Below are 21,640 nucleotides of genomic sequence, written 5' to 3'. Positions count from 1 at the left end.
AAAACCTATTAATTATTAGCAATGGCTACTGCGGTTCTTAAACGTTGGCTACCAAATGCTGACATTTTACTAAAATCACTGCGCGCTATAGGCACGTACTGGCAATCTATTGCGAGCTGTTTGTCACTGCCTGGCTCGCAAAATGGGTCATGAACATACACGCAGTGCTCATCAAGGTGTGTAACACATACCCAATGAGGTGATTTTTTACCATCAAACCGGTATGTGCTAATTAGTAACAGCACACTAAAGCCTTGGCTTAACCACTGTTCAATATGCTCAAGCTCTACATCTTTATAGCTAAGCGGTATATTTGCCTGCGCTATACCCTCTACAAATTGTTGGTGTACTGTTGAAAGCACCACTTTTTTATTTTCACTGCGTACGCCATCTAAAAACAAAGGCTCTGTGGTATTTACCATTACCTCGCTTTTAAAGCCGCGTTTATTAGCCGCTAACGCTAAACCAAACGGATGGCAACCACCATGACCCGATGTCATAAAAATGGTGGTGCCTTCACGCCAAAGTGCCAGCTCATGCGATTGGCTAAGCTCAGTCTTTGGCTCAAGTGCCCCCATTGCCATTAATAACGCAGCAGGCCCACAGGTAAACTCGGTAGTTTGTTGGTACCACGGCGTTAACCGCGCTACTTTTAGCTCACGCGTTTGGCGAATATTTTTTTGCATTCGCAGTGCATCACTGTGATCGTCATAATAATCGCTATATTGGCCAAATACTCTGTAACCCAAGCTTTTGTATAGCCCAATCGCACTTTCGTTATTTACGGCCACTTCTAAACGTAAATAAAGTCGCCCACGCTCGCTGGTTTGTTTTTCAAGCGCAGCTAATAGCATTTTGGCAATGCCTTTACCTTGCATTATTGGTTTTACAGCAAGCGAATATAAACGCGCCAAACCCGTGCCTTTATGGCACCACACCAGCCCATAGCCGCATACTTGCTCGCCATTATCTGCAACGAGCAAAATACCGTGCTTAGCACTTAACCAGCGCTTTAAACTACGCGGGCTCAATTTATCGTTATTAAAGCACGCGTTTTCAACGTCAATCAGTGCAGTTAAATCACTACCAATAGCCTTTCGAATAACCAGGTTACTCATGTATTAACCACGGCCTCGCGCTTCTAAACGTTGTTTAAATTCGTCCATAATGATCATGTATAGTTCGTCGCCTAAATAGCCATCCTCTACTTTATGATCAATACTTGGATTATCATTTACTTCAAGCACATATGCTTTGCCCTGATGCTCTTTAACATCTACGCCATATAAGCCTTTGCCCACTGTTTTACATGCTTTTAAAGCGGCATCTAACACAACTTTTGGTAACTCAAAGGTAGGTAGCGTTTCAAAGCCACCAGAGAAAAACCGTTTAGCATCATGATTATAAATTTGCCAATGATTACGCGCCATTAAGTAGCGGCACGCATAAATAGCGCGGCCATTTAATACACCTACTCGCCAATCGTATTCTGTGTACATGTATTCTTGTGCAAGTACCAATGCGCTATATTCAAACAGCTCGGTTAGCTTAGCTTCAAGCTCACTGCGGTTTGCAACTTTAAACACCCCTTTAGAAAACGACCCTTCAGGCATTTTTAAAACCAGCGGATAGGTAAACGACTCTTCTAATTGCTCAAGCGTTGGCGCTGCTTGATCAGCCACTACCACCGTTTTTAAACTGGGCACTTTTTGATAATTAAACGCATCGTGTAAATACACTTTATTACAACAACGTAAAATAGATTCAGCATCGTCAATTACCACTAAACCTAGGCTCTGCGCTTTGCTTGCAAGGCGGTACGTTGGGTGGTCAATCGCTGTTGTTTGGCGAATAAATAACGCATCAAACTGGGCAATATTGTCTATTTCTTCAAAGCTTAATGCTTGAGCATTAATACCATGCTTAGCCGCTGCTTTTATAAAGCGGGCAATGGCGTCTTTATCGCTCGGTGGTACTTTTTCGTTATGATCAACAAGTATTGCCATATCCCATCTAAAACGGCGCTGCACATTTCCAATGCGCCACTGTGTTTGGGTAAACGTATTTAGTTTTGCTACAAAACTGCTGTATTGCTCCTCGTTTAAAGAGCTAAGCGAACCTTGCTGTAACAAGCCTTGCTCATCTACATATAAAATAGGCGCTGGGTATTGCTTAAATACCGATTTAGCCGCTTTGCTTTGTAATTCGTTTAAGGCATTACCAAAGTAAATTTCGCCATCAATAGAGCCAATATTTAACATAGGAGCTTGACCGCTTCGAAGCGCGTTTATTGTTTTAACGCTGGGTAATACTTGGTGTTTACGGGCCTCTGCAAGTAATGAGCAATAGTAACCTTTACTCAAGTATTGGCTTGAGTCGCATAAATTAATAATGCGGGTTTTAGGTTCATTATGTTTTGGGTAATCACGTAAGTAACTATTAAACGTAATTACATTTTCGAACGATTGAGCAAGTGTTTGCTCGTTGTTATCAACCACTATTAAGGTTTTAAACACGACTTTTCCTAGTTAAGTCAGAAATATAAAAAGCATGCCTAATAAAATACTCAGCACTATAAATAGAAACACCCATCGTACTAAGTGGGCATTGCGCGTATCACTTAATACGATGGGTGCTTTAACAAATACCTACTGTAAGTGTTAGCGCTTAAATTGCTTAAGCGACATCTGCTTTATATGCTCTTTTTAAAAACCACACAAACGAGATATTTTTAGCGTGAAGATAAAAAATATTGATTAACTATATTTTCCTATTAATGCAGATTAAAATACGCAAAATTACTATTTTATGAGCGTTATAAATGTCACACCCTACCTGCCCACAGTGCCAATCTGAATATGTTTACGAAGACCAACAACTGCTTATATGCCCTGAATGCGCCTATGAATGGAACCCAAATAGTACAAACGATGAAGACGCAATTTCAGTTAAAGATGCCAACGGCACCTTACTTACTGATGGCGATAAAGTAACCGTAGCCAAAGATTTAAAAATTAAAGGCAGCTCACAAGTTATTAAAATTGGCACAAAAGCGGTCGTAAGGCGTGTGCTTGATAAAAAAGATCACGAGCTAGATTGCAAAGTAGATGGTATTGGCGAAATGATGGTAACAGCGAAGTTTGTGAAAAAGGCTAATTCGTAGGTCGGATAAATGGCGAAGCCATGCCATCCGACAATTAATTTATAAGTATAAGCGTTTATTGTATTGATATGGTTTTGCCGGATGGCGCTTAGCTTATCCGACCTACATATAAAACTGATGCTTTATAAAATCTCTACCACATCATATTCATGGTTTTTGCCTGCAATGGTTAGGCTTACTTCATCGTCAAGCTGCTTGCCTAAAAGTTGTTTACCTAGCGGTGCTTCGGGGGTAACAACTTGAATAGTTAGTCCTTTTACTTCAACCGTTAAGCCGCCTGCGGCTGGGCCTAAATAAAACCATTTTTGTAAGGCGTTTTTATCTTCTAGGCAAACGAGTGAGCTTATAATCACTTTATTGTGAGTGGGCTCTTTAAAAATGGCTTCAAACTGTTTAATGCTTTTGTAGCAATCGTTTACACGCTCGGCTTGGCCTTGTGCTAAATAAGCGGCCTCGAGTCCTAGGGTATCGTACTGCGTTTCTGCAACGCTTTCTTCGTGAGTGGCGGCGTCGTGCGCGGCTTTTGCTGCTTGTTTTGCACTGTTTAATTGGGCTTCTAGTGCAAATTTAAGGTGTTCTATTACGTGGGATTTATTCATGAAAGGCGCTAATAACCAATACGGTAAACTATGTGATTAATTTTACCGTTATAAGGCGCTTAAAACCATTATTTTAAGCGCCTGTGTTTTAATGAAGATTTTTAAAAGCATTTATTGCTAAGGCATACCGAGCAACGCTTGCGTTTCTGCATCTTGTTTTTCTTCGTAATTTTTAGCACTTAACCCTAAAAGCTCAGGTAAAGTAGCCGCAATACAAATAGATGAGAACGTGCCTACTACAATGCCGGTAAATAGCGCGATGGCAAAGCCTTGTAATGGCGCACCGGCGAGGAGCCAAACACTTGCAACTGTAGCAAGTGTGGTACCCGATGTAATAAATGTGCGCGTTAAAGTACTTTTTATGGCGTTGTTAATAATACTTGCGGGGCTAAGCGCATTATTAGATTTAACACGTAAAAGCTCGCGTACTCTATCGCCCACTATTATAGAGTCGTTAAGTGAATAACCTATAATGGCCAGCAAACTGGCAAGTACGGTTAAATTAAACTCAATACTTAAAAGCGAAAATAGCCCCAGTACCAGTAATATATCATGCACTAGCGCAACCACAGAGCCAACGGCTAAACGCCATTCAAACCGTACAGCTAAATAAAGCATTACTGCAACCATAGCTGAAAATAACGCTAAACAACCTTGCTCAAACAGTTCATCACCCACTTGCGAGCCTATATACGCTGATGATAAAACCTCGGCGTTAATATCTGCATTTTGTGTAATGGCGCTTTGCCAATCACTACTATTTGCTGTTGAACCGCTGGGCGCTTCGCGAAGTTGATAATGGCTATTACCTTGTGCGGTTAGTTCAAACTCGCCATTGTGATTTTTAGTAATAAATTGCTCAAGTTGTTTTAGCTCAACACCTTGGCTGGTGGTAAATTCTGTTAGGTAACCACCGGTAAAGTCGAGCCCAAAATTAAGCCCTTTTTGACTAAGCGTAAATACCGATAGCAGTACAAGTATGGCGCTCAAAAGCATGCCCGAAAAACGCAGACGTGTACCCGCCTCGCCCTTTAAAAAAGTGTTAAGCATGTGCATTTACTCCTGCTTTTTTAGCCATTTTTAAATATACCGTTTGGCTTAGTACTTTTGATACGTACACGCCAGTAAATACCGAGGTTATTAAGCCAAGTGCCAATGTTATAGCAAAGCCTTTAACTGGGCCGTAACCTATTCCATATAAAATAAGCGCGGTGATCATGGTGGTTATATTGGCATCAAATATGGTGTTAGCGGCTTGCTTGTAACCTTCTTGAATAGCTTGATAAGCAGAGCGCCCTTTTCTACGCTCTTCTTTTATTCGCTCAAATATAATAACGTTGGTATCTACCGCCATGCCAATGGTGAGTACCAGCCCGGCAATACCCGGAAGTGTTAACACAACCCCTGGTAATAACGACATTAGCCCCACAAGCGACGTTAAATTTAATAACAGCGCTACGTTTGCAATAAGCCCTAAACGGCGATACCACATTGCCATAAAGGCAAGTGTAATACCCATGCCCAGCATCAATGCGGCCAAGCCGTTAGTTATATTTTCTTGACCTAGGCTTGGGCCAATTGTTTGCTCGTGCACAATAGTAACCGGTGCAGTTAGCGAGCCTGCGCGTAATAATAGTGCTAAATCGGCCGCTGCTTGTTGGCTTTTCATATTAGTAATACTAAAACGTGAACTTAAATGCTGCGCAATATTCGCTACATTTATAACTTCGCTTTTTTTAACCGTTTCACCTTTAGCGTTTTGAGAGTACTCAGAGTAAACCGTGGCCATAGGCTTACCAATATTTGCTTTTGAAAACGCTGACATGGCATCGCCGCCTTGTCCATCAAGGCTAAGTTGCACAAGTGGTTTACCCCAATCGTCGCGCCCTATGGTGGCATTATTAATATGCTCACCGGTAAAAATTGGCACAGGATCAAGTTTGAGGGTCCCGCCAGATTGCATATCAAATGTTTTACCACCAATTTCTTTTAACTGATAAAACCCAAGTGAAGCAGTTGCACCTATGATGCGCTTTGCCTCTGTTGGGTCTTGCACGCCAGGTAGCTCTATGCGTATACGGTTTTTACCTTGGCGCTGAGTGACGGCTTCGGTAATGCCTAATTCTTCTATGCGTGAGCGAAGCGTTGTGAGCGTTTGGCTCATAACTTCTTTATCAAAGTTGCTTCGCCCTTGCTCTGAATAGGTGAATTTTGCATTTTTAATATCACCATTACTGGTTGTTGAAACTGCTAAATTAGCAAATCGACTTTGTAGCTCATTGATTACCGGGGTAAGCTTTTTCGCTCCATTTGGGTGTGCATTTATTTCAAAGCCGTGCCCTGTTTGCAGCACTTTAAGGCCGTGCGCTTTTTGCTTAATAATAATTGATTTTGCTTGTTGATACGCACTGACTAATTGCTCATCAATTGCTTTATTTAAATCTACGTCGAGTACAAATAACACACCGCCGTTTAAATCTAGTCCCAATTTGATTGGCGATAAACCAAACTCTTGCAGCCAAAGTGGGCTCGTTGCATGTTCTACAATTTTAACTTGCGTGTTTGGGTACTGCGCCTTTATAGCCGCTTGGGCTTGTGCGCTTTTAGTTGGTTCGTTTAACAAAATATTTATAGATGTTTGATTATTTAGCCCTTGCTCAACTTTTAAGCCTTGGTTATTTAAAAAAGTAACTAATGCATTAGTACTTGGCACAGCTTGTGTTTCGCTATAAGGTGCATTGCTTACATGTAACCACGATTTATTAGGGTATAAGTTGGGTAATGCGCTAATGGCTAATAAAACCAGCACAATAAGCATGGCTATATAGCTTAATTTAAATTTAGCCATAAACGGCTTGTGATCTTTTTTTACACTTAACATGGTGTTTCCTTATTACCAGAACCGGTAACGTACTTTTTAAAAGCACAATTAATCTCAAGGCTTAAACGTAAAACGTTAAAACCTAATAAAAATTAAATAAGAAAATTAAGCGTGGTAGGTACTTACGGCGGTATAAAGTAAATTAGCGTCTTTCCAGCCGCTGAGTCGCGACTTTTTGCTATGCGTTACAAGTGTATACCATGGCCGTTGGGCAATAAACGCGTTGGGGCTTAGGTATATTTCTCTAAAAAGGGTGTGTGCAAAAAATTCAAATACAACGTCGTATTCAGGCTCACTTTGCGCGACATGTAAAAATAACGAAGAATTACTAGCCGTTAACCTAGGTTGATGAGCGTCAAACCCAGTTTGATGTGTTTTTTTGTGCTCATTTGCCTTTACCGATGTTGATATAGGCAGCGTTTTAGCTAGACCAACGCTATCAGCAAACACACTCAATGAGGTGGTTGCAGTGTTTAATTTATGTGTCGCGCACTGCGCACTACTTTGAACACTAAAAAGCGCACAAAACATTAAAAAAGCAGATATAAACACACGAATGTTAAACATGGTTGCGTCAAACTAAAATAAGGGATGCGTAGTATATATGGGCAAGTATTTAAAATACAATGCATATTAATTAAGTATTTATTTGACTGAGATCCGTAATGCGCTCTAAACACAGTACTATAAAACGCGCCGATGCAATGACCTTAAAACAAAGTATTAAAACGCTGTGGCCATACATTACTAAATTTAAAGGGCGCGTACTTTTAGCCCTTTTAGCGCTTATAGGAGCTAAAGGCGCAACTCTTTTAATGCCTTGGGCATTAAAAGAAATTATCGACTCGGTTGATAAATCAATCAATCCAGTTTTAGTTATCCCTGCATTACTATTGCTTATGTATGGTGGGCTTAGGTTTGCCAGCGTGTTTTTAGGCGAAGTACGCGATGCGGTGTTCTCTCGTGTGACAGAGCACGCGATGCGTGATATTGGGTTAAAAGTATTTAAACATTTACACTCGCTAGAGCTTGCTTTTCATCTCGATAGACAAACCGGTGGAATAAGCCGTGATATAGAGCGTGGTACTAGTGGGCTGAGCTTTTTAATGCGTTTTTTAATGTTTAATATTGTCCCCACCCTTTTTGAAATACTGACCGTTGCTATTATTTTTGGCTCGCTATTCTCTATTTGGTTTGCATTAATAACCTTATTAGCGGTTGCTATTTATATTACCTTTACTGTAACAGTAACGCAGTGGCGAAACCGTTTTATACGCGAGGCAAACGCCGCCGATAACCTTAGTAATACGCGCGCCATAGACAGCCTGCTTAACTACGAAACTGTAAAATATTTTAATAACGAAGAATTTGAAGCCAAAACATACGACTCTTTTTTAGCAAATTGGGAAACCGCCCGTTTAAAAAATAGAATGTCGTTGCTTGCGCTTAATTCAGGCCAAGCGTTGATAATAGCAAGCGCTATTACAGCGCTAATGTGGTTAGGTGCCAAAGAAGTGGTAACGGGCGCTCTAACAATTGGCGAACTTGTAATGATAAACGCCTACATGATCCAATTATTTTTACCGCTTAACTTTTTAGGATTTGTTTATCGAGAAATAAGGCGCGCCCTAACCGATTTAGAAAACATGCTGGGCTTACTTAATAAAAAACCACAGGTAACGCAGCGCCCCCATGCTCAACACCTTTGTGTTAGCAAAGGCAATATAGCCTTTAATAATGTGAGTTTTAGTTACGATGCCAGCCGCCCTATTCTTAGTAATATTAGCTTTAAAGTTAAAGCAGGCAGTAAGGTTGCCGTTGTAGGTGCAAGTGGTGCAGGTAAGAGCTCTTTGGCGCGGTTACTTTACCGCTTTTACGATATTAGCGCGGGCAGTATAACCATAGATAACCAAGCTATAGACTCCGTCACCCTCGATAGCCTGCGTAAAGCCATTGCTATAGTGCCACAAGACACCGTGCTATTTAACACCAGCATACGCGAAAACATCGCCTATGGCAGACCCACAGCAAGCGATAGTGAAATAGATAAAGCAATAGAAATGGCCCATTTAAAAGACTTTATTTCAACTTTAGCGCAAGGCGATAAAACGTTGGTAGGCGAGCGCGGTTTAAAAGTATCTGGCGGCGAAAAACAACGTATTGCCATTGCACGTGCAATTTTAAAGCAATCTCCTATTTTAATTTTTGATGAGGCAACCTCGGCGCTCGACTCGCATGCAGAGCAAGCCATTTTAAAGGCAATGCGCGATGTAACTCAAAACCACACCAGTATTGTGATTGCGCACCGACTATCAACTATAGTTGATGCCGATAACATATTAGTATTTAAAAAGGGCGAACTGGTTGAGCAAGGCACACATTCAGCGCTTTTATTACAAAATGGTCAATACGCTCAAATGTGGCAATTACAACAGCAAGATGATTAATTAACGCCATTTACTGGCGATACTGCGGCTTTACCTTTAGAATACGGCCTTGCAATTTTATTCAATAATTTACATATATTAAGGCGAAACGCAGATGGGAAGAGCTTACCAAAACAAAAAAGATTCAATGGCTAAAACTGCGGGTGCTAAAACTAAAGTTTATTCTAAGTACGGTAAAGAAATATACATTTGCGCTAAAAATGGTGGCGTAGATCCAGATGGTAACCTTGCGCTGCGCCGTTTAATCGAGCGCGCTAAAAAAGACCAGGTACCCGCACACGTTATTGAGCGTGCAATAGACAAAGCCAAAGGCGGCGGCGGTGAAGATTACGCAGCCACACGTTATGAGGGTTACGGCCCTGGTAACTGTATGATTATTGTTGACTGTTTAACCGACAACAACAAACGTACGTTTGCTGATGTGCGTATTTGTTTTACCAAAGCAAACGCTAAAATAGGCGCACAAAATTCGGTATCACATTTATTTGATCACCTCGCTATTTTTGTTTTTGATGGCGATGACGATGAAGCAGTACTAGAAGCCCTTATGATGGCCGATGTTGATGTAACAGATGTAGAAGTAGAAAACGGTAAAGTGACGGTTTTTGCACCACATACAGAATACAACAACACCCGTACAGCGCTTGAAGAAATGGGTATTACAGATTTTGACGTAGATTTAATTTCGTTTGTACCACAAGTTGAAGCCCCTATTGAAGGTGAAGACGTAGAAGTAATGGAGCGCTTTTTAGCCATGCTTGAAGATTGTGACGACGTGCAAAACGTTTACCATAACGCGCAATTTTAAACTTTACTAAACGTATTTATTTTAAGCCAACAGCAATGTTGGCTTTTTTATTTTAAAAGGCTTGTGAAAATTTATGAATACCCTTGCAGAGCTTAAGTCTGGTAGGTTGAATGGTGTTACTCGCTTACAACTCGTAGAAGGCTTAACACAGTTTCCTTTAGAAATTTTAACCCTTGCAGATACCTTAGAAGTACTCGATTTATCAAACAATAATCTCACTACACTGCCAGATGAGTTTGCGTGCTTAACAAAGCTTAAGCGGGTGTTTTTATCGTTTAACCAATTTAAACATATACCTGAAGTACTCGCTAAGTGCCCTGCTTTAATTATGGTTGCATTTAAAGGTAATCAAATAACAGAGTTTGCACTAAACAGCTTACCTAAAAATATTGAATGGTTAATACTGACCGATAACAAATTAAGCGCATTGCCAAGTGACTTTGGTAATTACACACAGCTTAAAAAGCTCGCCCTTGCAGGAAATAACCTAAAACAACTACCCGCGAGTATGGCCTCTTGTACTAATTTAGAGCTAGTTAGGCTCTCTGCTAATAAACTAACAAAACTTGATAATTGGCTATTAGAACTCCCCAAACTTGCTTGGCTTGCCTTTGCTGGTAATGCATTTAATAAAGCTCAATGCTTAACTAACTGTCGTTTACAAAACACGCCACTTGAAAATTTTCAGCTTAAAAAAGTAATTGGCCAAGGTGCATCGGGCGTTATTCATTTAGCTAAAACAGCACAGCACGATGTGGCGGTAAAATTATTTAAAGGGGCAATAACAAGCGATGGCTACCCACTTGATGAAGTAAACTGCTGTTTACAAGCAGGCTATCATAAAAACCTAATTAACGTATTAAGCTACATAGAGCAAAGCACACAGCTTGGTTTAGTGATGGAGCTAATAGATACACGCTTTACTAATTTAGGTTTGCCGCCAAGTTTAGAAACCTGTACGCGCGATACCTTTAATACACACTGTCACTATTCGCCTGAGGCAATTTATAAAGTTGCCCAGCAAATGATAAGCACCCTTGCCCACTTACATGCTAACAACGTAAGTCATGGCGATATTTACGCCCATAACACCATGTTCAACGAGCAATACGATGTTTTATTTGGCGATTTTGGTGCTGCAACAAATTTAAACATGCTTACTCAAGAAGAAAAAAAACGCATAGAACTTATAGAAGTACGTGCTTTTGGTTGCTTAATTGAGGATTTACTAAGCACTGTTAGCACTGCAGATAAGCAAAACGAACTGTTTGGTAAAATGTCCGATATAGCAGCGCGTGCTATAAATACTGATATTGCATCGCGGCCTAGTTTTAAAGAGCTAAGCGCTCTATTAAACGAGCGGGTATAAATTAATCAAAATAAAAAAGCCTGCATAATGCAGGCTTGGTTGGATAAAGCTAAACTTTTACAGGGTCAATTATAAGTACTGACCTAATGCTTTAACTTGGTCTAACATGCGGTTTGAGAAACCCCACTCGTTGTCGTACCAAGCCATTACTTTAACTAGTTTGCCATCAGCTTTAGTTTGCGTTGCATCAAAAATTGATGACGCAGGGTTGTGATTAAAATCAATAGAAACAAGCGGAAGCTCGTTGTACTCTAAAATTTCTTTCATTGAACCTGTTGCTGCGGCTTTCATTACTTCGTTGATTTCTTCAGCAGTTGTTTCGCGCTTAGTGATAAACGTAAAATCAACTAAAGAAACATTGATAGTAGGTACACGTACCGACATACCGTCTAATTTACCCGCAAGCTCAGGAAGTACTAAGCCAACAGCTGCAGCAGCACCTGTTTTAGTTGGGATCATAGACTGAGTTGCACTACGTGCACGGTATAGATCTGGGTGATAAACGTCAGATAAGTTTTGATCGTTTGTATATGCATGAATTGTAGTCATGCTACCTTGCTCAATACCTACTGTGTCGTTAATTGCTTTTGCAATTGGCGCTAAACAGTTAGTCGTACATGATGCGTTAGAGATAATGTTGCTATCAGCGTTAATTACATCGCTGTTAACGCCGTGTACTACCGTTGCATCTAAATCTTTACCAGGAGCAGACACAATTACTTTTTTAGCACCTGCTGTAATGTGCTTAGCTGCGTCTTCACGCTTAGTGAAAAAACCAGTACATTCTAAAACGATATCTACGTTTAACTCTTTCCACGGTAAGTTTGCTGGGTCACGCTCTTGAGTCAAAGTAATTACGTCATCACCAATCAGCATAGTGTTATCTGATAACGTTACTTTTTGAGAAAATTGACCGTGAACTGAGTCAAATTGTGTTAAATGCGCATTTACGTTAGCCGGTGCTAAATCGTTAATTGCTACAATTTTAATTTCACTGTTTTGTGCTGACTCGTAAAGTGCACGTAATACGTTGCGACCGATACGGCCATAGCCATTAATTGCTACATTAATCATTTTTAGACTCCTATTTAACTTCACTTGCTTGTCGAGCAAGCGCTTCAATGGCTTGCCAGTCTTTGTTTTCAATTAGTTGCTTATCTAGCATCCACGTACCACCAACACAAATAACGTTATTAAGCGCTAAGTAATTAGGGGCTGTTGCTAGGCTAATACCACCGGTTGGGCAAAAAGTAATGTGCGGCAATGGCCCGCCAATCGACTTAAGCATTGCCGTTCCGCCTGCAGCCTCTGCAGGGAAGAATTTTAAGTACTTAAAGCCATGGCTTGCTAACTGCATTACTTCGCTTGCAGTTGCTGCACCCGGTAAAAAAGGGATGTCTGAATCTTTAGCTAATGCTAATAATTCATCATTTACACCTGGGCTTACCATAAAATCAGCGCCTGCTTCTACTGAAGCGTCAAAGCTTGCTTTATCAACCACTGTACCTGTACCAACGTAAGCTTCTGGAACTTCTGCTTTCATTAGTTTTACAGCTTCCACTGCAACAGGCGTGCGTAGCGTAATTTCAAGGGCTTTTAAGCCACCGTTGTATAACGCTCTAGCGAGTGGTGCTGCATCTTCTAGTTTTTCGATTACAACCACTGGCACCACAGGTGCCGACGCTAAGATTTTTTCAATACTCATTACTTGTTCCTCATTACCCAGTGTGTGGCAATTATTATTCAAGTCCAAAAGCACTCGCACCTAAATCGGCGCTGCTTACAATATTTCTAAATCCAGTAAATAACTCTCGGCCGGTACCAAAGGTTAAGCTTGGTTGGCTAAGTTGTAGTTCACGCTTAGCAAGCTCTTCGTCGCTAACATGTACTTTTAATATTCCGTTTGGCGCATCCAGTGTTACTAAATCGCCCTCAAGAATTTTTGCAATAATGCCACCTTCAACAGCTTCTGGCGCTAAGTGAATAGCAGCAGGTACTTTACCTGATGCGCCCGACATACGGCCATCAGTCACAATAGCTACTTTAAAGCCTTCGTCTTGAAGTGTTGCCATTACAGGCGTTAATTTATGCAGCTCTGGCATACCTTTCGCTTTAGGGCCTTGCTCTTTAAGCACGGCAATAAAGTCTTGGTTTAACTCGCCACGGCTGTATGCCTCTTGCAGTTCGCCTTGTGAGCTAAATACTTTAGCTGGGGCTGTTACTACTTGGTGCTCAGTGGCTACAGCAGACACTTTAATGACTGCTTTACCTAGGTTACCCGTAAGTAGTTGTAGGCCGCCTTGCTTGCTAAATGGATTGCTAATTGGACGCAGTACTTCTTCATCGAGTGAGTTTTCTGGGCAATCTACCCATTTCACTTTTGAAGGGCCTGTTGAGTTGCTCATAATTAAGCTGTCGTCTTTATCTAAACGCGGCTCCATCATGTAAGGCGCTAAACCTTCACCAAGCATTGTTTTAACATCAGTATGCAAGTAACCTGCGCCGGCTAATTCACGCATTAAGAAGCCCATACCGCCTGCGGCTTGGAAATGGTTTACATCGGCTGAGCCGTTAGGGTAAATACGCGTAAGTAGTGGTACAACTTCTGATAAGTCAGACATGTCTTTCCACGTTACTTGAATACCCGCCGCTTTTGCGATAGCAACAATATGAATAGCGTGGTTAGTTGAGCCACCTGTTGATAGCAAGCCAACTAAACCATTAATAATGGTTTTTTCGCTGATTACATCTGCTAAACACGGGCTTTCTTTATCATCTGTAAGCTGCTTAAGCATGGTTTCTACAGCATTACCTGTTAAACCATCGCGAAGCTCAGTATAAGGATTAATAAACGAGCTACCTGGAAGGTGTAGGCCCATTATTTCCATTAACATTTGGTTTGAGTTAGCGGTACCGTAAAACGTACATGTACCTGCGCTGTGGTACGAGGCGCTTTCAGCTTCAAGTAAGTCTTCACGGCTTACTAAACCTTGTGCAAATTTTTGGCGAATACGTGCTTTTTCTTTGTTAGGAATACCAGATTGCATTGGCCCTGCAGGTAAAAAGAATACCGGTAAGTGACCAAAAGATAAGGCACCAATTAATAAACCTGGGACAATTTTGTCACATACGCCTAAACAAAAAACGCCGTCAAATACGTCATGCGATAGTGATACCGCAGTAGACATAGCAATTACGTCGCGAGAAAAAAGCGATAATTCCATGCCGTCACGCCCTTGCGTAACGCCATCACACATTGCTGGTACACCGCCTGCAACTTGGGCAGTGGCGTCGTACTTAGTAGCAAGGTCTTTGATTAAATCTGGGAAATCTTTGTATGGCACATGGGCCGAAAGCATATCATTATATGAGTTGATAATAGCAAGATTTGGCTGCTCATCAGCCTTTAAGCGCGCTTTGTCGTCGCTGCTACACGCAGCCATAACGTGTGCGATGTTTCCGCAGCCTAGTCCGGCACGGACTCTTGTTTGTTTTTTTGCGTGCGAAATACGATCTAAATAATCTTGACGGGTTTGTTTACTGCGTTCAATAACGCGTTGGGTGACTTCTTCAATGCGAGGGTGCAACATAATTTAGCTCATCTCTATTAGTTAGAGGAAAAAGGCTCAGTAGCAATTACAGACTCCACGTAAATAACTGCACTGAGCATCTTTGATTTACCCGTTCAAAGGTACGCTACCAGGGAGCCTCTCACAACAACCCTGACACCGGTGTCACTGTATTAACGCATAGCATTGACACCGGTGTCAACCCTGAGTAACAAAAATAGTGTAAAATTTTAACGTGACCAATTAATGACCATGCTAATTTTAGTTTATTTGCTAAAATCCGCACAAAAAAAACCCGAATAAGCGTCACTCAAATTCGGGTTACTGTGAAAAACAAAAAAAGGGGGTTATTTTATTGCTGCTGTAGACTCGCGGGTAATTAAGCGTGATTCAAGCGTTACCTGATACGGCTGCTCTTGTGGCTGCGAAATATGCGATATAAGCTGCGTAACAGCTTGTTTAGTCATTTCTTCTACAGGTTGTGCAATAGTCGTTAAGCCCGGCCATATATGGCGTGCAATTGGTGCATTATCAAACCCTGCAATAGAAATATCATCGGGTACGCGTAATTGGCGCTGTGTGGCAAGCTTTAATACCGCCGCCGCCATGTAATCGTTTGATGCAAATACCGCGGTAGGACGTGGCGATAAATCTAAAATGCTGCGCGCACTGTCTACACCTGAGTGATAACTAAAGTTACCCTCTTCTACTAGGCGCTCGTCAAATTCTATACCGTGGCTTGCCAACGCTCGTCTGTAACCTTTAAAGCGCTGTTGTGTAGCACTGTGATCAGGGTGGCCTTTAATAAAAGCAATCGACTTATGACCAAGCGAAATTAAGTGCTCGGTTATTTCATAAGCGCCCTGCTCGTCATTACTGCGCACTGAAATTGAATCATCCTCTAGCAGTGCCGATGCAACCCGTGCATAGGGTATTTTTTTAGCTTTTAAAAAATTAGCGAGCTTTTCAAAATCACCAAATGGCGGGGTCAGTACTACGCCGTCTAAACGCGAGGTTTGTAATAACTGCTCTATATCGTTAATTAAATCATCACCACGTAATTCACACGGGTGTATTAGTAAGTTGTAGTTATTTTCTTTACAGGCAGCAAGCGCACCCGTTTGTACGCGTGTTATATAACTTTTACTGGGGTTGTCGTATAAGCAGCCAATAATAAAGCTGCGATTTTGCGCAAGCCCGCGTGCTATTGGGTTAGGCGTGTAATCAAGCTCTTTAAATACTTTAAGTACTTTTTCGCGCGTAGCTGCACTCACGTTAGGCTCATTATTTAAAACCCGCGACACGGTTTTTTTAGAAACCCCCGCATGGCTTGCTACGCTATTTATGGTTACTTTTTTCATTTGTTCATTATCCAAATACAACCATTAAGCAAATTTACTTGCTGTTATATAAACACGCACCCGCCCCAATTAGCGGTATGTTATCTTGTGTTACTAAAGTAACTGGAATTTGCCCTGCATATTGCGACATAACACCTTTTTGCGAAAAACGCTCTACAAAACGGCTTTCAAGTAATCGGGTTTGCATACGCGGTAAAATACCGCCGCCTATAAATAGGCCACCTAATGCGCCGTATACTACCGCTAAATCGCCTGCCACACTGCCAATCCAGTCACAAAACTGATTAAGCGTTGCATCGCACACTTCACACTCGCCACTGTTCGCAAGGCTACTAATTTGTGCTGCATCTAAATTTTTAGCTGTAACCCCTTTCACGGCTGCCATTGCTTTGTATAAATGGGCAATACCTGGGCCTGAAAAAACAGTTTCTATAGATACATGAGGGTGCTCTTTTCGAAGCTCGTTAATTAATAAAGCGTCTAGCTCGTTTACAGGAGCAAGCGACATATGCCCGCCCTCAGAGCTTAATACTGCAGTTGACTGCGCTGTACGCACTAAACACGCAGCACCAAAGCCAGTACCTGGTCCCATAACACCAATATTTGCATTTGCATCGGCTTGACCAGGCTTAATAGTAATATTTTGCGTTGAGTCTAAATAAGGCGCTGCATAAGCAAATGCAGCAAAGTCATTAATTACTTCTAATTGTGTTAAATTAAAATGTGCTTTAAATTCACTAACACTAAAATGCCAACCTAAATTGGTTAAATGCACTTGGCCTGCTTTTATAGGGCCTGCAACAGCTAAGCATGCCTGAGTTGGCGTAAGATGGGGAATCGTTGTTAGGTATTGTTCAAGTGCGCTTTCTAAAGAGCCAAAATTAGCACTGGGAAATATGTTAATATGCTCAATAACAAATTGGTTAGTTTGCTCATTAAAGTCGGTAATTAATGCAAAGCGCGCATTGGTGCCACCAATATCGGCAACTAAGATAGGGTTAAACTGGGCAGAAGAATTTTGGCTCATGGTATTATCTCTTTTGTGTAAGCGGCTTATGCTTATTATTTTACAACGGCTATGCGTTGTTATTTATACACTTTGAGCTATCACCTCAAAGTAGCTATCACAGTAAAAAGGCTGCTATATAAAATAGCAGCTAATACGTTTTGACAACAAAATGATAAAACATTGGCATTATGACACCGGTGTCAGGATTAGATCAATAATAAATCGCAAAAAGCTTGAAATAATTCACTAATAGTCGAAAATGACACAATTATTTAGCATTTAATTAAGTTGTAACAATGAAAGGTAAAGCCACCTCATTTGACATTGCCCATTATGCAGGGGTTTCACAATCAACTGTATCTCGCGCTTTACGTAACAGCCCCCTTGTTAATGAAGAAACACGCAAACGCGTCCACGACATAGCAAAACAACTTAACTATAAAGTTGATAAAAATGCCAGCAACTTACGTACTCAGCAAAGTAGTACCCTTGCGCTATTGTTGTTTGAAGACCCAACATCAGATGAATCACAAATAAATCCATTCTTTTTATCAATGCTGGGCAGTATTACTCGTGCGTGTGCAAAAGAAGGTTACGACTTATTAGTATCGTTTCAATCAGCTAGCGCCGATTGGCAAGCCGACTACGAAGACAGCCACAGAGCCGATGGTATTATTTTGCTCGGCTATGGTGATTACATAGACTTTCAACCAAAATTTAAAACCTTGCTTGACCAAAATACTAAGTTTGTATGCTGGGGCGCAACAGTAGATAACCGCCCAGATCTTACTGTATGCTGCGACAACTACGGCGGGGGCAAACTAGCCGCTGGCCATTTAATTGCCCATAACCGCACCGATTGCGCGTTTATCGGTGATGCATCTGATCACAGCCCAGAATTTTTTGCCCGCTTTCAAGGGTTTAAAGATGAGCTACTTACTAATGGTATAACCATTAATGAGCGAAAAATGGCCAACGCTATTTCAACTGAAGAGTCTGGTTATCATGCTACACGCTCACTTATTGCTAATAACATAAAATTTAACGCCTTATTTGCCGCCAGTGATTTAATTGCCATTGGTGCAATTCGCGCTTTAAAAGAAGCCAATATTAATGTTCCTAACGAAGTGGCCGTGGTCGGTTTTGATAACATAGCCATTGCAAGCTACATAAACCCACCGCTTACAACCATAGCGCAAGACACCACCGTCGCAGGGCAAATGTTAGTAGAGAATTTACTTAAATTAATACGCGAAGAAGAGGTGCAAAGCACCCTTTTACCGCCGGTATTAATTGCTAGAGGGAGTAGCTAGAATTGCAAATGTATATAAAATAGAATGCTTATAAATTATTTTAATAGTAAAACTGCTTTTTTATCTACTTATAAATATCATTCTCAGAGTCTATATCATTTAAAATTCTGAAAAAGTCATAAAAAAAGCCTCATAATGAGGCTTTTTAGTTAATCAAACTCTGCTATTTAACTTATTAGAAGTCGTATGAAGCTGATAATTGAATTCTACGTGGTGATTGGTAAGTTTGAGCTAAACCAAATGTAGCATTTCCATCACCAGCTGCAACTTCTGCTTCCTCATCGTAACGAGTTGCTGTAGAAGCATCAAATACATTAAATATATCCATGGCTAAACGAACTTTTTGATCGTTAAAGCGAAGGTTATAAGTAAAGTTAAGATCTAAGCGAGCTGTCCATGGTGTAGTACCCATGCTACCACGAGGGAAACGTTTGTCACCTACGTAGTATGTATCACCATATTGGTATAAATCAGGATCTGGTGTATAACCTTGACCTAAAGCTGTCCAAGGACGACCTGAAGCAACATTAACATTTGCACCAATCAAGAAGTCTTCTGTAACAGCATACGCCCCATAAATTTTAATGTTATGACGTCGATCTGCAGGTAGATTACCATTAGCACCATCCATTAAATATGGGTAATCCCAATCTTGCGTAAGACCAGCATCATCTTGGCCATTATCAGATTTAACAAAACCTTCTGTATTACCGTAGTTGTGTGACCATGTATATAGTGCTTTTAAAGACCATACCTGATCCCATGTTTTCTCTAATGTTAAATCAACTGAAGCATATTTTCTTTTAGCGTCTGGATAGCCTAACTCTTCAGCACTAAAGCTATATTCTTCAGTAGTACCGTCACCATCCAGATCGAAATTGAAAGTAGCACCATTACCAGGGTTAAATAAGAACCAGTTTTCACCTAAGTATTCACCGTTTTCATCCCTAAAGATGTAAGAACCATCATCAATTTGATTACCTAAAACACGGTAAGTTGCCTTGATTCCCCATGACCAATCATCATTAATTGCTGCTTGGTAACCAATCATATACTCATCGTTATACATTGGTTCTAGATCTTTGTCTGATAGGGTATTTGATGGTTTTGCAGTACCGTCACCGCCATTAGAAATAGCAGGATCACCTAACTGTGTGCTTAAACCAACAGGAGTACCGTCTGCATTTAAGCCTTCATATGCATACCATGTTTGAATGTATGTCTCTGCACCTGCTAAACGAATATTAGTATTCGCAGCTACAGGTAAATAGTAGCGACCTGCTGTGAAGTATAATTTACTATCACCGTCACCATTGATATCCCAAGACCCACCTATCCGCGGAGCAATTTGGTTATCAATAGAAACAAACTCTTCTCCATCAGCATTATAGTTAGTAAAGCTGTCATTTCGTAGACCAAGTGTTAACGTTAAATCTTCAGTAACTGACCATTGATCTTCAATATAAATAGCCCAGTTTTCTACTTCGAACTGGCCACCATTTTTATAATCACGAACTCGTGTTGTTTTCATTTCTTCTGGTAAAACATAACCATTAGGTAATCTAGCGCCTTCTTCATATGTTCTGTAGTAGTAGTAAACGCCACCAGAGTTTATGGTTGTTGAGTCAGCTGTATTGGTTTCCGAGTCATAACCAAATCTTAATGTATGCTCATCGTTTAGATAGTAGTCAAAGTCAACACGCAATTGTTCACGTTTATCTTCATTTGCACCAACGGTAAAGTTCACATAACACGTGGTATCTTCACCTAAGTCAGCATCGTAACCTGTAGGACAGTCATCAAAATCTGAGTAATCTGTTTCCGAGAACTTCACTTCACCATACATAGCAGACATGCTTAAATCTTCAGTTAGATTACCAGTGTAGCGAATTGCAAAACTCTCACCGCCTCGCTTGTGGTAAGCTGTACCGCCATCTTCAGTGTAATTACCATTTCCTTCAGGATCTGAAATCGTTTTCTCTGAATATGTGCGTTTATCACTAAAGCCCCACAGCATTAGCTGGTGATCTTCGTTTATATTCCAATCAAAACGAGCTAGGTAGTATGGGTCATCATCTTTTTCGACAGTTAAATCTGTTTGAGATGCATTACCGTATTCGTAATCATTATCTCTTGCAGTGTAAATACCATAGAAAAATAATGTATCTTCAATTATCGCACCTGAAGCATAAATATTTGTTTCAAATGAATTATCATAATCGTCTTGGTTATTCACATATAAATCACCAATACAATGCCCGTCTGCATCATCACAGCGATCATTTTGCTTGTAAAGTGAGTTAGGAGCTTGCTCACTTAACGAGTCAGATGAATAAATCGTTTCAACACCAAAATGAAAATCATTAGAGCCCGATTTAGTAACCGATGAAATTAACCCACCTGTAGTACGACCGAACTCTGCAGAATAACCGCCTGTTTTAACTTGGAAGCTATCGTAAGCTGTGAATGGAATTGTTGCACCACCAAGACCATTACGGAAGTTAGTCATATTTAGACCATTTACGTAATACGCGTTTTCAGCAACTGAGGCACCACCAAAAGACGCCTGGTCACCAAAACGACTGTCGCCTTCTGTTGCGCCAGGCGCAAGCAGTGCAACAGAAGTTACAGAACGAGATATAGGTAAGAGCTCTAACTCCTCAGAACTAATATTTAATGATGACTCAGATACAGACACATCGATAGCTCTAACTGAACCACCTACAACTGCAATCCTTTCAATATTACCAGCAGTCAGTGGAATCTCGATTAGAGCTGTTTTACCCACTCCAATAACAACATCTTTAACTTGGGCCTGATCATAACCAGTTTGAGAAACTATAATGTCATATTTGCCTACTGGTACTTGCTTTAGGTCAAACTCACCATTTGAATCTGCTATTAGAGTTTTTGAATACCCTTTCGTATCATCAGTAATTGTTATTTTAGCACCCGCTAACGATAAACCTGATGGTGTTGTTATACTCCCCTTTATAGCACCATTAACGTTATCTGCCATTACAGGCATGGCCGCGCTTATTGTCATTGCTACTGCAGCAGCAGTTAATGAGCGCTTAAATGTTTTAGAGAAATTACTTTTCATATTTAACATATCCCTGAA

General features: G+C 40.8%; 17 protein-coding genes. 5 read left to right on the top strand and 12 right to left on the bottom strand.

What is annotated here, in order from left to right; translation table 11 throughout:
• Window positions 1–8 precede the first annotated feature (8 nt).
• Together AN395_RS06295 and AN395_RS06290 are read right to left on the bottom strand one after the other, a co-directional pair.
• Entirely contained in the window at window positions 9–1,118 is a 1,110-nt protein-coding gene (locus tag AN395_RS06295) for a GNAT family N-acetyltransferase/peptidase C39 family protein (RefSeq protein WP_054982427.1), read from the bottom strand.
• Between the two features lie 3 nt (window positions 1,119–1,121).
• Window positions 1,122–2,516 (bottom strand): RimK family protein, encoded by a 1,395-nt coding sequence (locus AN395_RS06290; protein WP_054982426.1) that lies wholly within the window; start codon window positions 2,514–2,516, stop codon window positions 1,122–1,124.
• Between the two features lie 305 nt (window positions 2,517–2,821).
• Here AN395_RS06290 and AN395_RS06285 point away from each other — a divergent pair, with 305 nt between their 5' ends.
• Window positions 2,822–3,163, top strand: a complete 342-nt coding sequence (locus AN395_RS06285) for a zinc ribbon domain-containing protein YjdM (RefSeq protein WP_054982425.1) — start codon at window positions 2,822–2,824, stop codon at window positions 3,161–3,163.
• 122 nt (window positions 3,164–3,285) lie between these two features.
• On the opposite strand, the gene AN395_RS06280 is transcribed toward AN395_RS06285, so the two are convergent.
• The 4 genes from AN395_RS06280 to AN395_RS06265 all read right to left on the bottom strand — a co-directional run bounded on the left by AN395_RS06280 (window position 3,286) and on the right by AN395_RS06265 (window position 7,210).
• Complete coding sequence (locus tag AN395_RS06280) at window positions 3,286–3,762, bottom strand: GreA/GreB family elongation factor (protein ID WP_054982424.1); 477 nt, start codon at window positions 3,760–3,762, stop codon at window positions 3,286–3,288.
• Between the two features lie 117 nt (window positions 3,763–3,879).
• Complete coding sequence (gene secF, locus AN395_RS06275; protein ID WP_054982673.1) at window positions 3,880–4,812, bottom strand: protein translocase subunit SecF; 933 nt, start codon at window positions 4,810–4,812, stop codon at window positions 3,880–3,882.
• The gene (gene secD / locus AN395_RS06270) at window positions 4,805–6,643 is read right to left on the bottom strand and encodes a protein translocase subunit SecD (protein WP_054982423.1); all 1,839 of its coding nucleotides are present in this window, start codon (window positions 6,641–6,643) and stop codon (window positions 4,805–4,807) included. Before secD ends, secF begins: the two co-directional genes overlap by 8 nt.
• Before the next feature lie 105 nt (window positions 6,644–6,748).
• A complete protein-coding gene (locus tag AN395_RS06265) occupies window positions 6,749–7,210 on the bottom strand; it encodes a hypothetical protein (RefSeq protein WP_054982422.1) in 462 nt (153 codons plus the stop codon).
• Window positions 7,211–7,308: 98 nt separating this feature from the next.
• Here AN395_RS06265 and AN395_RS06260 point away from each other — a divergent pair, with 98 nt between their 5' ends.
• From AN395_RS06260 to AN395_RS06250, 3 genes are all read left to right on the top strand, one after another.
• Complete coding sequence (locus AN395_RS06260) at window positions 7,309–9,090, top strand: ABC transporter ATP-binding protein/permease (protein WP_054982421.1); 1,782 nt, start codon at window positions 7,309–7,311, stop codon at window positions 9,088–9,090.
• A gap of 94 nt (window positions 9,091–9,184) precedes the next feature.
• Window positions 9,185–9,898, top strand: a complete 714-nt coding sequence (locus AN395_RS06255) for a YebC/PmpR family DNA-binding transcriptional regulator (RefSeq protein ID WP_004587809.1) — start codon at window positions 9,185–9,187, stop codon at window positions 9,896–9,898.
• A 73-nt stretch (window positions 9,899–9,971) separates the two neighbouring features.
• Window positions 9,972–11,267: a leucine-rich repeat-containing protein kinase family protein gene (locus AN395_RS06250; RefSeq protein WP_054982420.1), complete on the top strand. Its 1,296-nt coding sequence runs from the start codon at window positions 9,972–9,974 to the stop codon at window positions 11,265–11,267.
• 69 nt (window positions 11,268–11,336) lie between these two features.
• Here the strand turns inward: AN395_RS06250 and gap are convergent, their stop codons facing one another.
• The 5 genes from gap to glk all read right to left on the bottom strand — a co-directional run bounded on the left by gap (window position 11,337) and on the right by glk (window position 17,224).
• Entirely contained in the window at window positions 11,337–12,341 is a 1,005-nt protein-coding gene (gap, locus tag AN395_RS06245) for a type I glyceraldehyde-3-phosphate dehydrogenase (RefSeq protein ID WP_029773117.1), read from the bottom strand.
• Between the two features lie 10 nt (window positions 12,342–12,351).
• Complete coding sequence (locus AN395_RS06240; RefSeq protein ID WP_054982419.1) at window positions 12,352–12,972, bottom strand: bifunctional 4-hydroxy-2-oxoglutarate aldolase/2-dehydro-3-deoxy-phosphogluconate aldolase; 621 nt, start codon at window positions 12,970–12,972, stop codon at window positions 12,352–12,354.
• A 34-nt stretch (window positions 12,973–13,006) separates the two neighbouring features.
• A complete protein-coding gene (gene edd, locus AN395_RS06235; protein ID WP_029773525.1) occupies window positions 13,007–14,857 on the bottom strand; it encodes a phosphogluconate dehydratase in 1,851 nt (616 codons plus the stop codon).
• 326 nt (window positions 14,858–15,183) lie between these two features.
• Window positions 15,184–16,197 (bottom strand): LacI family DNA-binding transcriptional regulator, encoded by a 1,014-nt coding sequence (locus AN395_RS06230; RefSeq protein ID WP_024034047.1) that lies wholly within the window; start codon window positions 16,195–16,197, stop codon window positions 15,184–15,186.
• A gap of 34 nt (window positions 16,198–16,231) precedes the next feature.
• Entirely contained in the window at window positions 16,232–17,224 is a 993-nt protein-coding gene (glk, locus tag AN395_RS06225; protein WP_054982418.1) for a glucokinase, read from the bottom strand.
• 278 nt (window positions 17,225–17,502) lie between these two features.
• Here glk and AN395_RS06220 point away from each other — a divergent pair, with 278 nt between their 5' ends.
• On the top strand, window positions 17,503–18,519 hold the full coding sequence (locus tag AN395_RS06220; protein ID WP_054982417.1) for a LacI family DNA-binding transcriptional regulator: 1,017 nt from the start codon (window positions 17,503–17,505) through the stop codon (window positions 18,517–18,519).
• A 175-nt stretch (window positions 18,520–18,694) separates the two neighbouring features.
• On the opposite strand, the gene AN395_RS06215 is transcribed toward AN395_RS06220, so the two are convergent.
• Window positions 18,695–21,622 carry a TonB-dependent receptor gene (locus AN395_RS06215; protein WP_054982416.1) on the bottom strand — a complete coding sequence of 976 codons (2,928 nt, stop codon included), beginning with the start codon at window positions 21,620–21,622 and terminating at the stop codon, window positions 18,695–18,697.
• Between the last annotated feature and the right edge of the window lie 18 nt (window positions 21,623–21,640).

This window comes from Pseudoalteromonas sp. P1-30, assembly GCF_001400005.1.
Classification (GTDB): Bacteria; Pseudomonadota; Gammaproteobacteria; order Enterobacterales; family Alteromonadaceae; genus Pseudoalteromonas; species Pseudoalteromonas atlantica.
The sequence above is the reverse complement of the archived record's forward strand: the minus strand, read 5'-3'. Positions and strand labels throughout refer to the sequence as shown.

Bases quoted from the DNA above. Each gene is read 5' to 3' on its own strand.
- AN395_RS06295 (WP_054982427.1), bottom strand. From the start codon at position 1,118: ATGAGTAACCTGGTTATTCGAAAGGCTATTGGTAGTGATTTAACTGCA.
- AN395_RS06285 (WP_054982425.1), top strand. From the start codon at position 2,822: ATGTCACACCCTACCTGCCCACAGTGCCAATCTGAATATGTTTACGAA.
- AN395_RS06280 (WP_054982424.1), bottom strand. From the start codon at position 3,762: ATGAATAAATCCCACGTAATAGAACACCTTAAATTTGCACTAGAAGCC.
- secF (WP_054982673.1), bottom strand. From the start codon at position 4,812: ATGCTTAACACTTTTTTAAAGGGCGAGGCGGGTACACGTCTGCGTTTT.
- secD (WP_054982423.1), bottom strand. From the start codon at position 6,643: ATGTTAAGTGTAAAAAAAGATCACAAGCCGTTTATGGCTAAATTTAAA.
- AN395_RS06265 (WP_054982422.1), bottom strand. From the start codon at position 7,210: ATGTTTAACATTCGTGTGTTTATATCTGCTTTTTTAATGTTTTGTGCG.
- AN395_RS06260 (WP_054982421.1), top strand. From the start codon at position 7,309: ATGCGCTCTAAACACAGTACTATAAAACGCGCCGATGCAATGACCTTA.
- AN395_RS06255 (WP_004587809.1), top strand. From the start codon at position 9,185: ATGGGAAGAGCTTACCAAAACAAAAAAGATTCAATGGCTAAAACTGCG.
- AN395_RS06250 (WP_054982420.1), top strand. From the start codon at position 9,972: ATGAATACCCTTGCAGAGCTTAAGTCTGGTAGGTTGAATGGTGTTACT.
- gap (WP_029773117.1), bottom strand. From the start codon at position 12,341: ATGATTAATGTAGCAATTAATGGCTATGGCCGTATCGGTCGCAACGTA.
- AN395_RS06240 (WP_054982419.1), bottom strand. From the start codon at position 12,972: ATGAGTATTGAAAAAATCTTAGCGTCGGCACCTGTGGTGCCAGTGGTT.
- edd (WP_029773525.1), bottom strand. From the start codon at position 14,857: ATGTTGCACCCTCGCATTGAAGAAGTCACCCAACGCGTTATTGAACGC.
- AN395_RS06230 (WP_024034047.1), bottom strand. From the start codon at position 16,197: ATGAAAAAAGTAACCATAAATAGCGTAGCAAGCCATGCGGGGGTTTCT.
- glk (WP_054982418.1), bottom strand. From the start codon at position 17,224: ATGAGCCAAAATTCTTCTGCCCAGTTTAACCCTATCTTAGTTGCCGAT.
- AN395_RS06220 (WP_054982417.1), top strand. From the start codon at position 17,503: ATGAAAGGTAAAGCCACCTCATTTGACATTGCCCATTATGCAGGGGTT.
- AN395_RS06215 (WP_054982416.1), bottom strand. From the start codon at position 21,622: ATGAAAAGTAATTTCTCTAAAACATTTAAGCGCTCATTAACTGCTGCT.